The organism is Pseudomonas phoenicis (genome assembly GCF_047302395.1).
Taxonomy (GTDB): Bacteria; Pseudomonadota; Gammaproteobacteria; order Pseudomonadales; family Pseudomonadaceae; genus Aquipseudomonas.
Window position 1 is genome coordinate 1,766,331 of the sequence record NZ_CP154852.1, and the last position, 13,445, is coordinate 1,779,775.

The following is a 13,445-nucleotide window of genomic DNA, read 5'->3' on the forward strand; positions in this document are numbered from 1 at the left end:
GAAGTCATAACGGCCAAGAATTTTAGAGGGCCGACTATTCATGAGGCGCATCTTCACTATGAGAGGGTGATATGCCTACTCGACCAAAAGTAATCCGGGTCTAATTTTTATTTGAACGGAAGCTCCTGTATAAACCATGCATTTCGATATTTTCAAATTTCAGATTTTTATCTATAAGTCTCATAACCACTTTGTAATTACCAGGTGGTAGTTTGACTGTATGGACCTGCCTCATGTCAGCATGAAACGTACGTCCGCCAAGCGAATAGGTTCGAGTCCAGTAAGTGCCATCGACAGAAAATTCTCGATTGAGATATATTCGGTTATCTCTATGCACCGTAATTTGAACATTAATGGGAGTGCCGTTGTCATGAGCCGTGCCGGTGATCTTTTCTTGCTTATCGATGTCGCTTAGTTTTTCAGGCCGAACGAACGCTAAAGAAAACGCATAATGTTTTTCCCTGTGTGCAACAAATTCGGCGCTGCTCACCCGTGCATCTTCTATCTTCTCAAACGGCTGCAGGATGTCTAGCGGTGCAGGCAATATCAGCCAGAGAAATGTTTCTTTAATTATCCACAGCCAAAAGTATGTGTATTCGATCATTTAAAACTCCTGGGTCTTGAATTGCTTGTGGTTGGATGCCGTGTAGCTTTTTATAACCATTGATGCTTGATCAAAACCATCAAGATCGTTGATAAAAACGCTCGTTGGGCTCACCGCTCCCGCAAACTTTCCTGCACATGCTGTTGCAACGGGCTCAGGAAATAACTGATCACACTTCGCTGGTCCGTCTTGATCTCCGCGCTTACTGCCATACCTGGCGTCAACGGCACTTCCTTGCCCTTCACCTGCAAGTGGTCCTGCGCCAGCCGAATCCGGCTGCTGTACACCAGGCCTTTGCGCTCATCTTCGATGGCATCGCGCGACACGCTCAGCACCTCGCCCTCGACGGTGCCGTAGCGGGTGTAGGTGAAGGTCTCGACCTTGACCGTCACGGTCTGGCCGGCCTGGACGAAGCCGACGTCTTTGTTCTCAAGTAGCGCCTGGACCTCGACCGGCTGGTCGTGCGGGACGATGACCATCAACGCCTGGGCGGGGGTAGCCACACCGCCGACAGTATGTACGGCCAGCTGCTGCACGGTGCCTGCCACGGGCGCGAGCAGTTGTGTGCGTGCTTCGTGGTAACGCGCTTTGGCCAGCGCCTGGCGCAGGCTGGCAACGTTCTGCCCGGCGGTTTGCTGCAGATCGAGCATGCTGCGCCTGGCCTGCGCGACCACGCCTTCGCGGCGTTTGCGGGCTTCGGCCTGGGCCGCATTGGCTTGGCGCACGCTGTCTTGCTGCATTTGTAACTGGCGCTGTAGGTCGAGATGGGCCTGGTGCTTGTCGAGGTATTCGTGGCGAGCGACGTATTGCTGCGCCAGCAAGTGACGGTAGTCCTCGGCCAGTTGCGCAGCGATCGGCAGCGTTTTGCGCAGCCCGGCAACTTGGGCCTGGGCCGCCTGGATCTGCACGCCATGGCGCTGCACCTCGGCTTCGGCTTGGTCAAGGTTGTTACGGTATTCCTGGTATTGGCCTTGCACCCAGTACAGGGCATCGCGAACCGCAGGGGTGTCGACCGTGGACAAGTCGCCTTGCAGGGCTTGAGGCGCCCGGCCATTGGCGATCGCGTCGAGCAGGGTCGTGCTACGGGCGACGTCGATGCGGGCGGCCATCAGCTCGCTTTCGCTGCGGCGCACCTCGGCATCGGCGGTGGTCGGGTCCAGCTCCAGCAGCAACTCACCGGCCTCTACGCGTTGGCCGTCGGTGACGTGGATGGCTTTGACCACAGCAGTTTCACTGGGCTGGATCAGCTTGGTCCGACCGCTGGGGACCACCTTGCCACTGGCCACCGCGACCACATCGATTCGGCCCAGGCACGCCCACAGCAGCGCCAGGCCTGCGAACGCCATGATGCCCCACGCGAACCAGCGCGGTGCGGGGTGCGGCGGCGCGTCCTGAAGCGCCAACGCGGCGGGCAGGAAGTCGATCTCATGGCGCAGCCGAGCGGGTGCGGCGCCGGTTTTGCGCTGTGCCCAGGCCTGTTTCCAGGCGAAGCGGTAACGTTGCCAGAGTGTGGTCTCGATCGTCATGGGCGTGCCCCGCTGGCCATCGCTGGCGCATCGGCATGTTGCAGCCGGTGCAAGTGCGCGTAATGGCCGGCCTCCAAGGCAAGCAGCTCGGCATGGCTGCCTTGCTCGACGATCTGCCCACGCTCCACCACGACGATGCGATGGGCTTCACGCACCGCCGAGAGGCGATGGGCGATGATCAGCACGGTGCGACCCTGGCAGATCGAGCGCATGTTCTGTTGGATGATGCGTTCGGACTCGTAGTCCAGCGCACTGGTGGCTTCGTCGAAAATCAGAATGCGCGGGTCGCCGATCAAGGCGCGGGCAATGGCGATACGCTGGCGCTGGCCACCGGACAACGAAGCGCCGTGCTCACCTACCAATGTGTCGTAGCCTTCGCTGAGCTCCAGGATGAAGTCATGTGCTCCGGCCAAGCGTGCGGCCTGCATGACCTCTTCCAGCGGTAGGCCAGGGGCGCTGAGGGCGATGTTGTCGCGAATACTGCGGTTGAACAGCATGTTGTCCTGCTGGACCACGCCGATCTGCCGCCGCAGGGAACTGGGCTCGGCGAGGGCGACGTCCATCCCATCGACCAGTACTCGCCCCCGCTCGGGCACGTATAAACGCTGCAGCAGCCGAGTCAGCGTGCTCTTGCCGGAACCGGAGCGGCCAACGATGCCGATCACCTCGCCCGCTGCGATCTCCAGGCTCACCCCACGCAGGACTTGCGAGCCATCGGCGCGGTAGCGGAAGTGCACTTGGTCGAATTCGATGCGCCCTTGCAATGGCGGCAAGGCGCTGCGCGCCGAGGTCGAGCATTCGCTGCGGGCATTGAGGATGTCGCCCAGGCGTTGCACGGCAACCCCGGTTTGCTGGAAATTGCTCCACAACTGCGCCAAACGCATGATCGGCTGTGCCGCACGGCCTGCCAGCATGTTGAAGGCGATCAATTGGCCGACGGTCATCTGCCCTTCGATGACCAGTTTCGCGCCCAACCAGAGAGTGGCGACGGTCACCAGCTTACCGATCAGCCCCACGCTTTCGTTGACCAGATTCGACAGCAGTTGAGTCTTGAAGGCGGCCGCCACGTAGGCCGCGAGCTGGCCGTCCCAACGCTTGAGCACCAGGGGCTCGACCGCCATCGATTTGAGGGTGTCGATGCCGGTGACTGTCTCGACGAGAAACGCCTGATTGTCGGCGCTGCGGTTGAAGCTCTCCTGCAACCGCTGGCGCAGTATCGGTGTCACCAACAGCGAAATCAGCGCATACAGCGGTAGGGAGGCGACCACGATCAAGGTCAACCAGCCGCTGTAATGGAACATCACGCCGATGAAGACCAACGAAAACAGCACGTCGATCATGACGGTCAATGTGTTGCCCGTGAGGAAGTTGCGGATGGTTTCGAGCTCGCGGACCCTTGCCACCGAATCGCCGACCCGACGCGCCTGGAAGTACGCCAGCGGCAGATGGATCAGGTGCTGGAACAGGCGGGAACCGAGTTCGACGTCGATGCGGCTGGTGGTGTGGGCGAAGACGAAGTGCCGCAGCCCGCTGAGGGCCGTTTCGAACAGCATGATGCCCAGCAGCCCGAGGGCGATCACATCCAACGTGGTGAGGCTCTGGTGCACCAGTACCTTGTCCATCACCACTTGGAAGAACAGCGGCGTGAGCAAAGCGAACAGTTGCAGCACGAGCGAGACCAGCAGGACTTCGGCCAGCAGCTTGCGATGCTTGACGATGGCGGGAATGAACCAAGTGAAGTCGAAGCGCGAGGCCGGCCCGCCAGGTGCAGTCGCTTCGGTTCGTACCATCACCAGCGTGCCGTCCCATCGTTGCTCCAGGGTGGCCTGGTCGATGACTTGAGGGCCATGTGCTCTCGGATCCTGAATCAGGATCTGTTGCTGTTCACAACGAGCGATGATGAAGAATTGGCCATCACGGTCCATGGCGATGGCGGGCAGGGGCGTGGTGGATAAGCGTTGCGGGCAGGTCTCGACACGCTTGGCTTTGAACCCGACTTTGCCCGCTGCGGTTAATAGCCCCGCGAGGTCCAGGCAAGCGCGGTCAAGGCCGAGCTCATGGCGAAGCTGGTCTGCGCAGGCTGCCAGGTCGTGAAAGCGAGCCAGGATCAGCAGGCAGGTAAGGCCGCTGTCTTGAGGGGCGATAGGGTCTTCAGTCATGAGACGTCCATGTAGAACGGTACGGTTTGGTAGGAAACGAAGGGTTAGCCGGAGCGGCTGGTTTCAGGCGGCTCGCCTGCCTGTGCAGGGGGCAGCAGCAGGTCATGCGGGCGATCGCTGTGCGCACGCAAATGTCGGGAAAGTTCGACCAGGTCTTGGTGAGCAAGGCTGCCCGCCGCCTGTCTGAGCCTCAGCGTGTCGAGGATGTAGGCGTAACGGGCATCGTTGTACTCACGCACGGCGCGGTACAGGCGGCGCTCGGCATCGAGCACGTCGGCGGTGTTGCGTGAACCAAGCACCTGACCGACCTGGCTGGCTTTCAGCGACGCCTGACTCGAGCGGATGCTCTGCCGACGCGCGTGCACTTGCTCGATGTCGGCGTTGACTGCGCGATGGAGGTTGCGGATTCGCAGGACGAGCTCGCGGCGCAGGTCTTCATGCTCGTGCTGGCGTTGCGCCAGACGCTCGGTGCTCTGGCGTACCTGCGAAACGGTCAGACCGCCGAGGTAGAGCGGAATATTGAGTTCGACGGCCAAGCGGGTTTCGGCAAAGGGGCCGCTATAGCCGACCTGGCCGAGCGTGCTCTGACGCCACGACACCACAGCATCGAGCGTAGGGGCATGGCCGGCCTGCCGCTGGCGAATGCGCTGCTCGGCAACGCCGAGGGCTTCGGTGCTGGCCAGCAGACCAAGGTTGCCACGCAGCCCCTGCTCGACCCAGGCCCCAGGGTCATTGGGCTCAGGACGCTGGATGGGCAATGCGTGGGTAATGCCGACGATCTCGGTATAGGTCTGCCGAGTCAGGCGGTTGAGCGCTTCGAATGCATCGGCCACTTTGCGCTCGGCGCGCTTGTGATTGGCCAGAGCGTTGTCGTAGGCCGCCTGAGCGTCCAGTACATCGGTAATGTTGGCAGCACCATCGGTCAGCCGTGCACGGGCCTGGTCTTGCTGGCGTTGGAGGGCTTTGACTTCGGCCGTATTGGCGGCCAGGGCATCGATGGCCCTGAGCGTGTCGAAATACACTTCGGCCGTTTGCAAGATCAGAGCTTGCTCTTTGTCGGCGAGCTCCAGTTGTGCCTGGTTTGTGGCAGCCTTGGCGGCTTTGAGGCCATACCAGCGATCGAGACGAACCAGAGGCTGAGTCAGATTTGCCTGATACCCGATGCCTTTACGCGTCTGCGGACCTGCTACGAGGTCGTCTTGGGCGGTCTCGGCAGTGGCACCGAGCGTAAGCGCAGGGAGAAGACCTGCCTGCGCTTGTGCGACATCTTCACGTTGCGCCTGGAACTGATGGCGCGATGCATTCAGCCGGGCGTCTTGCGCTACGGCCTGTGAATAGACACGTAACAGATCGACCGGCTCGGCATAGGCCAAGGGCGGTACCACGAAGACTGGAAGGCCGCGAAGCATGACTTGAAGCAGGATGGCATATCGAGTCACGGCAGTTCACGCTTGGCTGAGCAATAGGGAATGTCAGCTTAGGGCGATGAAAAGTCTGCTAGAAATCAGAAAACCACCTCGTGATTTGTGGGGAATTTCCCAACGTCCCATTTCGCTTACATGCCACCGGTGATACCTGTGTTGGCACTATTACCAACCAACAATTTCACTCATACCCCTTGGCATCTGATACTTTTTTGCTATTATCAAATTCCCGCCAAAACGCTCTAGGACGCACGTTCCAGAGTCGTCGCAATTAAGTTTCAGTTAAGTTTTCTTCTATAGCGTAGGAAATCAGTCCCAAGCGGCTGTGATTAATTACCTGTGCGTGTCATCTAAATCCCCGCATAGCACTCATTTTTCCCCGGTAACATGGACTGTACGCCCACCGCCTAGAGGATGAACCATGCCCGTCAAAGACCCCAACAAGGCCGTTCCGGCCGCTCCGGTCGAAAGCGCCGAGAGCGCGATGAAACACATCGTCGACGGCTTCCTGCGGTTCCACACCGAAGTCTTCCCCGAGCAGCAAGAGCTGTTCAAGAAACTGGCCACCGCGCAGAAGCCGCGCGCCATGTTCATCACCTGCGCCGATTCGCGCATCGTGCCCGAGCTGATCACCCAGAGCTCGCCAGGCGATCTGTTCGTCACCCGTAACGTCGGCAACGTGGTGCCGCCCTATGGGCAGATGAACGGCGGTGTTTCCAGCGCCATCGAATACGCGGTCATGGCCCTGGGCGTGCACCACATCATCATCTGTGGCCACTCCGACTGCGGCGCCATGCGCGCGGTGCTCAACCCGCAATCGCTGGCCAAGATGCCCACCGTGTCCGCCTGGCTGCGCCACGCCGAAGTGGCCCGTACCGTGGTCGAAGACAACTGCTCTTGCGGCACGGAGCACGAAAGCATGCAACTGCTGACCCAGGAAAACGTCATCGCCCAGCTGCATCACTTGCGCACCCACCCTTCGGTGGCGTCGCGCCTGGCCGCAGGCCAGCTGCACATCCATGGCTGGATCTACGACATCGAGACCAGCCAGATCAAGGCCTACGACGCTGCCGGCGACCGCTTCCTGCCGCTGACCGAAGGCGACTCGATTCCTTGCGCCACTCCGAGAGGCCGCTACTAAGCGACCCACGTTGAACATGCCTTGATAGCCGGCCGTACCCTGTGGGTACGGCGCGGTCATCGCTTTCCCCGAAACGACCCTGTTCGTGCTGCCGGACTTTCCCCTGGCGGCTTGCGCCTGCGCGCCGTTCGGGAACCTTGTGTGCGACCGGCCAGTGGAATGGCTGGGAAATTGGAAAGGAAAGGAGCGTCATGGTGAACGTCACACAGATCAAAGCGGCCCTGCCGCGCGAGTTATTGGCTTCGGTCGTGGTCTTTCTGGTGGCCCTGCCGCTGTGCATGGGCATCGCCATCGCTTCGGGCATGCCGCCGGCCAAGGGCCTGATCACCGGCATCATTGGCGGCCTCGTGGTGGGCTTCATCGCCGGCTCACCGCTGCAGGTCAGCGGCCCGGCCGCAGGCTTGGCGGTGCTGGTGTTCGAACTGGTGCGCGAACATGGCATGGCCATGCTCGGCCCGATCCTGTTGTTGGCCGGCGTGCTGCAACTGCTGGCCGGGCGTTTGCGCCTGGGCTGCTGGTTCCGGGTGACAGCGCCGGCGGTGGTGTACGGCATGCTCGCCGGTATCGGCGTGCTGATCGTGCTGTCCCAGGTGCATGTGATGTTCGATGCTTCTCCACAGCCCTCGGGTATGGCGAATCTCGTGGGCTTCCCCGCCACGGTGATGGCGGCGCTGCCGCTGGAAAGCCCGGGCGCCGGCTGGCAGGCCGGCCTGTTGGGCCTGGGCACCATCGCACTGATGTGGGGCTGGGAACGCTGGCGGCCGCAACGCCTGCGCTTCGTACCGGGTGCCCTGCTCGGCGTGGCGGCGATGACCGGTTTGAGCCTGTGGCTGGCGCTACCCGTCAACCGGGTGGTGGTGCCGGCGGACCTGTCCGAAGCGATCGACTGGCTGCGCTTCGACGACCTGCTCAAGCTCGCCGATCCTTCCCTGCTGATCGCCGCCTTCGCCCTGGCCTTCATCGCCAGCGCCGAAACCCTGCTGTCCGCCGCCGCAGTGGACCGCATGCACAGCGGCCAGCGCTCGGACTTCGACCGCGAACTGTCGGCCCAGGGCGTCGGCAACATGCTCTGTGGCGTGCTCGGCGCGTTGCCGATGACCGGTGTGATCGTGCGCAGCTCGGCCAACGTTCAGGCCGGCGCGCAGACGCGGGCTTCGGCGATTCTGCATGGCGTCTGGCTGCTGGCCTTCGTGGTGGCGCTGAGCAGCGTACTGCAGCAGATCCCCATCGCCAGCCTGGCTGGGGTGCTGGTGTACACCGGCGTCAAACTGGTGGACTTCAAGGCCTTGCGCAGCCTGGGCCAGTACGGCCGCATGCCGATGCTGACCTACGCCGTGACCGCCCTGGCGATCATCTTCACCGACCTGCTGACCGGCGTGTTGCTGGGCTTCGCCATGACCCTGCTGACCCTGGCGCTGAAAGCGGCGCGCCTGAAGATCAACCTGGTCGAGCTGGACCGGCCCGCACACATGGAACTGCGTCTGACCGGCGCCGCGACCTTCCTCAAGGTGCCGGCGCTGACCCAAGTGCTGGAAACCGTACCGGCCGGGACCACGTTGCACGTGCCGTTGGGCAATGTCACCTACATCGACCATGCCTGCCTGGAATTGCTGGAGGATTGGGGGCGCAGCAACCAGGCCCACGGTTCGCGCTTGTGGATCGAGCAGCGCCGCTTGAAGCGGCGCATCGAGGGGCAGATGCGCAGTTCGGCGGGGGCCTGATCGGCGTCGACGATGGCGCCGAATGAGAAGGGGCTGATGTCAGCCGGGCCGCTGGGCACCGGCTGACGATCGCACCTCAGGCCATTGATTCCAGCGCCACGCCCCACTGGCGCGACAGGCACGGCCAGCGCTTCCAGGCCGCGCCGGTCTGTGGGCTGCACAGCGTGTCGCGGTACTGCTCGACCGACTCAACGGCAAAACTGTCTTCGTCGAGCAACTGCTCGACCGAATGGTGCACCACCTCGTCCAGCTGGTTGGCGAAGGTCTCGCCGATCAGCTGGTGGGCGATCAGGTTGGCGACCGTGGTGTCCAGAGGAATCAGCGGCTGGCTGAAATGGCGGATGTACAGGTCGTTGACCTCCTCCACCAGACGGTGCGCCAGGTAGGCCTCGTCCAGCAGGCATTCCAGCCCGACATGGCCCTCGATTTCGCTCGGCGGCAGTAGAAAGTAAGCTTCGGCGATCTTCAGGACCGGTTTGATCTGCGCCTCGATACCCGCTTCGCGCGACACCGCATGCGCGGCTTCGAGCAACTCGGGGACCTGCTCGATGTAAGCGCTGACGAAGCGCGCCAGCGTGCCGCGCGCGTCTTGCTCGGGCAGTTGGATGAGCGGGTGCAGGTGGGGCAATTGCTGTTCCAGGCGTTGCTCGAGCTGGCCGGTCAGGCGCTCGTGTCGATGGGCTTGGGTGATCTGCTCGCGTAAAGCGGCAATGTTCATGACAACTCCAGGGGTAGGGCAGGACATACGGAAGCCACTAAGGTAGCTCGGTATGCCAAATGCTTAAGACCGATTAGTCATAACGCTTTGCACCATTTAGGTGCTGAGATATATAGCGTTGCAGTTTTTGAGCTGAAACCCAGTAATGACGGGGCCTGTAGCCTATTCTAGAACGGCTGAGAACCATTCTTGCTCACGCGATCGAATGGATTTGTTCACAATCGATACACCGTTTTGAAATCTTTCCTGTGATAGCAGACCACTTTTCGCTCTTGGGCGAAGCACGTTGGATGACCTGCTGCGCACCTGATTTTCCCTCTCTGCGGTACTCCCGGTATCTACCTCTACGGCGCTCATGCCTGGCCCGTCGCGCCTGGCTCAGGTACCGTGTCGCGCGTCCCCCCATCCGGTAGCCCTTGCCATGAGCCGAACCCAGAAAACCGTCGTCGTCCTCGTCGCCCTGGCAGCGCTGATCGCCGGCCTGATCGTCAACCAGGCGCTCAACGGCAAAGCCCGTTTCAATCCCGAAGCACTGACCGCAGCCGGCATCATCCTGCTGCCGCAAAGCCGCGCGCTGCCGGAGGTCGGCATGACCGACCAGGACGGCCAGCCGGTGAACCTTGCTCAGCTCACAGGCAAGTGGTCGCTGGTGTTCTTCGGTTACACCTATTGCCCGGACATCTGCCCGACCACCCTGGCGCAGCTGCGCGAGGTGAAGCGACAACTGCCCGAGCAGGCGCTGGAGCGCTTGCAGGTGGTGCTGGTGAGCGTCGATCCCGAGCGCGACACCGCCACCCAGCTCAAGCAGTACCTGGCTTATTTCGACAAGAACTTCATCGGCCTGCGCGGGTCGATTGGCGATACCCAGACGTTGGCCAATGCCTTGAGCATTCCGTTCATCCCAGCCGACACGCGCAAGCCGGGCTATACCGTGGACCACAGCGGCAACCTGGCGCTGATCGGGCCGGACGGACGGCAACGGGGCTTCGTTCGGGCGCCGTTCAGCACGCAGAAACTGGTCGAGCGTCTGCCCGACTTGTTAGAGCACGACTGAACATCACCGCCTGCGTGGGCAGACGATCATTTTCACAGCAAGGAGCAGAGCATGGCATGGCAATGGGGCAAGGGCGGGGGCTATGGCCATGACGCATGATCAACGAATTCTGGGCTGGCGACTGGTGTTGCTGCCTTTACTGTTATTGCTCATGGCCCTGTGGCAAGGCCAGCGCGCCGACACCTCGCGCACCGAGAGCCTGGAGCTGCAAAGCGAGCTGCAAGGCTTCGTCCTCAACATGCAGCAGTTGCAGGCCGAGGGCTCGCGCCAGCGCATCGACATCGGCGGTCAAGCGCATTCCCCAGCGCTGGCCGAGGCGTTGGCCCAACGCAAGCTGCACCAGGTCGACCGCGAGGTCACCATCGCGCGCATCGGTGGTTGGCTACCGGGCGTCTCGCAAGGTTTCGCAGGCCTGTTGCTGCTGCTCGGCGCGGCATCGTTGCTGGCGCTGCATTGGGCGGGCAAGGCCGCGTTGCGCTCCAGGGATCGTCTGGTCAGCCTGTTCTATGTAGGCCGGCAGGTGCTGCCTACGGTGCTGATGGCCTCGATGCTGCTGCTGACCGTCACGGTCGTGCTGGAAATCGCCTACGAAGCACTGTGGCTGTTCACCCTCGAACAGAGCTCGTCGGGGGTGATGAAGCTGCAAATGCTGGTGGGCATCGTCATGCTCGTCATGCTCTGGCCGTTGTACCGCTTGCCGTGCCAGCTCAAGGCCATGAGCCAAGTGTTCGACAGCGAGCCGCACGCCATTTTCGGCACCTCGTTGGCCGAGGCCCAGGCACCGGCCCTGTGGGCACGGGTGCGCGGGTTGGCGACGCGCCTCGACGCGCTGTTGCCGGACCACATCGTGGTGGGCTACCTCGACGGCTTCTACGTGACCTCCAGCGACGTCGAACTGAGCCCGAGCGCGCAGCGCCTGCAAGGGCGCACCCTGTATGTGCCGCTGCCGCTGTTGGCGCTGCTCGACGCCCACGAGACCGATGCGGTGCTCGGCCATGAGCTGGCGCACTTCTCGGGCCAGGACACCGACTACAGCATCCGCTTCATGCCCATCTACGACGGCGCCTGGCGCAGCGTGGGGGTGCTGGGCGAACGGATGGAAGGCGGTTTTCTGCAAGGCTTGCTGACCATGCCGGCCTATGGCTTGGCGGTGCACTTCATGCAGTGCTTCGACCGGGCCGTGAGCCATTGGAGCCGCAACCGCGAACTGTTGGCCGACGCCACCGCCGCGCGCTTGGAAGGCGCCCAGGCCGTAGTCGATTCGCTGGTGCGCACCACTGCCTTGGGCTCGGTGGTGGAGGCTTGTCTGGACGACTGGTGCCAGCAGCCCGAAGCCTGGCCCGACGACGTGTTGCAGGCCCTGTTGCAGCGCTTGGCCACGCAGCCCCCACGCTTGCCCGAAGGCGAGCTGGACACCCAGCTCCCCCACCCTAGCGACACACACCCGCCGACCATCCAACGTATCCAGGCGCTGGGCCTGAACCTGGGCGCAGTGCACGCCGGCAACGGCCTGCGTCCGGTAGTGCCGCAGGCGGCCCTGGCCACTCTCGAGCAGGCGCTGCCCGGCGCGCCGATACTGGCGCGGCAATTGAGCGTCGAACTGGGCGAGCGCCTGGTGCAGAACCGCACGGAGCTGCGCCAGGACCTGCAAGCGCGCGTGGAGGCGGTGCAGGCGCGCTGCGTGCTGCACGAAGGCGCGCAGGTACGCGGGCGGCTGGTCATGGCGTTCAGCCTGGCGTTCGGCATCGGCGGCCTGGCCGTGGCGCTATGGCCCCACGCCCATACCGCCAAACCTGCTCTGCTGACCTTCTTCCACATCCTGGGCGGGACGTTGTTCGTGCTGGGCGTGCTGTTCGCCGCGATGGGCTGGCGTTTGGTGCGCCGCGCAGACACCCCCGCGCTGATCTTCGATGCGCACACCGTGCGCTTCGCCAATGCCCCGGAACCGTTGCCGCTGCATCTGATCGACGGTTTCCGCTTGCTGGTCGGCAGTGGCGTCGGCGTGCAATTCAAGCTCGACGACCAAGCCCCTCTACCGCTGTTCCACAAGCCGCGCTTCTTCGCCCCCGATGCCAAGTTCAAGCCCAAGACGCGCCTGATCACCGTATTGCTGACGGGCTGGCGCGTGGACGGCAAGGCGCTCAAGCCCCAGGCACTGGCGGAGCTGGTAGGCAAATATGTGGAAGGTGGGCATGCGCATCGGGCGCTGCATGCGCTGGACCAGCCGGCGCCTGTGGCGGCCAGCGCGCTGGCCGACGCCGAACGCTGAGGAGGGCTGCTCACGCGGGCGCGTGAGCAGTGCAAGCGAGCTTCAGAACGCCGGGATCACCGCGCCTTTGTACTTCTCGCTGATGAATTGCTTCACTTCGGGCGAGTGCAGCGCCTCGGCCAGCTTCTGCATGTCGGCCGAGTCTTTGTTGTCCGGGCGCGCGACCAGGATGTTCACGTAGGGCGAATCCTTACCTTCGATGGCCAGGGCGTCCTTTTCCGGGTCGAGCTTGGCTTCCAGGGCGTAGTTGGTATTGATCAGCGCCAGGTCGACCTGGGTCAGCACACGCGGAATGGTGGCCGCTTCCAGTTCACGGAATTTCAGGTTCTTGGCGTTGCCGGTGATGTCCTTGACCGTAGACGTGATGTTGCCGTTGTCCTTGAGCGTGATCACCCCGGCCTTGGCCAGCAGCAGCAAGGCGCGGCCGCCGTTGGTGGCGTCGTTGGGAATCACCACGGTAGCGCCGGTAGGCAGCTCATCGAGCTTTTTCAGCTTGTCCGAATACGCGCCCAAGGGCTCGAGGTGCACGCCGGTGACGCTGACCAGATCGGTGCCACGGGCCTTGTTGAACTCGTCCAGGTACGGCTGGTGCTGGAAGAAGTTGGCGTCCAGGCGTTTCTCGGCCACTTGCACGTTGGGCTGGATGTAGTCGGTGAACTCTTTGACCTTGAGCTCCACACCCTGCTTTTCCAGCAGCGGTTTGACCACATTGAGGATCTCGGCGTGCGGCACCGGGCTGGCGGCGACGGTCAGGGTATCGGCCTGGGCCGAGAACGCCGCGACGGCGGCGGCCAGAGCAAGCAGTTTCTTCATCAATCACTCCTCATGG

At 62.6% G+C, this 13,445-nt stretch carries 10 protein-coding genes; 4 read left to right on the plus strand and 6 right to left on the minus strand.

The window, feature by feature from the left end; translation table 11 throughout:
• Positions 1-100: 100 nt before the first annotated feature.
• The 4 genes from AA0Z93_RS08015 to AA0Z93_RS08030 form a co-directional block, all read right to left on the minus strand.
• Positions 101-604 carry a DUF5625 family protein gene (locus AA0Z93_RS08015; protein WP_413045620.1) on the minus strand — a complete coding sequence of 168 codons (504 nt, stop codon included), beginning with the start codon at positions 602-604 and terminating at the stop codon, positions 101-103.
• Positions 605-714: 110 nt separating this feature from the next.
• Positions 715-2,130, minus strand: coding sequence for an HlyD family type I secretion periplasmic adaptor subunit (locus tag AA0Z93_RS08020; RefSeq protein ID WP_413045619.1), 1,416 nt, complete (start codon positions 2,128-2,130; stop codon positions 715-717).
• A complete protein-coding gene (locus tag AA0Z93_RS08025; RefSeq protein ID WP_413045618.1) occupies positions 2,127-4,289 on the minus strand; it encodes a type I secretion system permease/ATPase in 2,163 nt (720 codons plus the stop codon). The genes AA0Z93_RS08020 and AA0Z93_RS08025 overlap by 4 nt, the downstream gene beginning before the upstream one ends.
• Positions 4,290-4,333: 44 nt before the next feature.
• The gene (locus tag AA0Z93_RS08030) at positions 4,334-5,698 is read right to left on the minus strand and encodes a TolC family outer membrane protein (protein ID WP_413048325.1); all 1,365 of its coding nucleotides are present in this window, start codon (positions 5,696-5,698) and stop codon (positions 4,334-4,336) included.
• 436 nt (positions 5,699-6,134) lie between these two features.
• On the opposite strand from AA0Z93_RS08030, the gene AA0Z93_RS08035 reads away from it, so the two are divergent.
• Positions 6,135-6,854 carry a carbonic anhydrase gene (locus AA0Z93_RS08035; protein ID WP_413045617.1) on the plus strand — a complete coding sequence of 240 codons (720 nt, stop codon included), beginning with the start codon at positions 6,135-6,137 and terminating at the stop codon, positions 6,852-6,854.
• 191 nt (positions 6,855-7,045) lie between these two features.
• The gene (locus AA0Z93_RS08040) at positions 7,046-8,575 is read left to right on the plus strand and encodes a SulP family inorganic anion transporter (protein ID WP_413045616.1); all 1,530 of its coding nucleotides are present in this window, start codon (positions 7,046-7,048) and stop codon (positions 8,573-8,575) included.
• A 76-nt stretch (positions 8,576-8,651) separates the two neighbouring features.
• Here the strand turns inward: AA0Z93_RS08040 and AA0Z93_RS08045 are convergent, their stop codons facing one another.
• Entirely contained in the window at positions 8,652-9,293 is a 642-nt protein-coding gene (locus tag AA0Z93_RS08045; protein ID WP_413045615.1) for a hypothetical protein, read from the minus strand.
• Positions 9,294-9,714: 421 nt separating this feature from the next.
• Here AA0Z93_RS08045 and AA0Z93_RS08050 point away from each other — a divergent pair, with 421 nt between their 5' ends.
• Both AA0Z93_RS08050 and AA0Z93_RS08055 read left to right on the plus strand, forming a co-directional pair.
• Positions 9,715-10,347 (plus strand): SCO family protein, encoded by a 633-nt coding sequence (locus AA0Z93_RS08050; RefSeq protein WP_413045614.1) that lies wholly within the window; start codon positions 9,715-9,717, stop codon positions 10,345-10,347.
• 88 nt (positions 10,348-10,435) lie between these two features.
• The gene (locus AA0Z93_RS08055; RefSeq protein ID WP_413045613.1) at positions 10,436-12,616 is read left to right on the plus strand and encodes a M48 family metalloprotease; all 2,181 of its coding nucleotides are present in this window, start codon (positions 10,436-10,438) and stop codon (positions 12,614-12,616) included.
• Positions 12,617-12,658: 42 nt separating this feature from the next.
• Here AA0Z93_RS08055 and AA0Z93_RS08060 read toward each other — a convergent pair whose 3' ends face one another.
• Positions 12,659-13,429 carry a MetQ/NlpA family ABC transporter substrate-binding protein gene (locus tag AA0Z93_RS08060; protein ID WP_413045612.1) on the minus strand — a complete coding sequence of 257 codons (771 nt, stop codon included), beginning with the start codon at positions 13,427-13,429 and terminating at the stop codon, positions 12,659-12,661.
• Positions 13,430-13,445 lie beyond the last annotated feature (16 nt).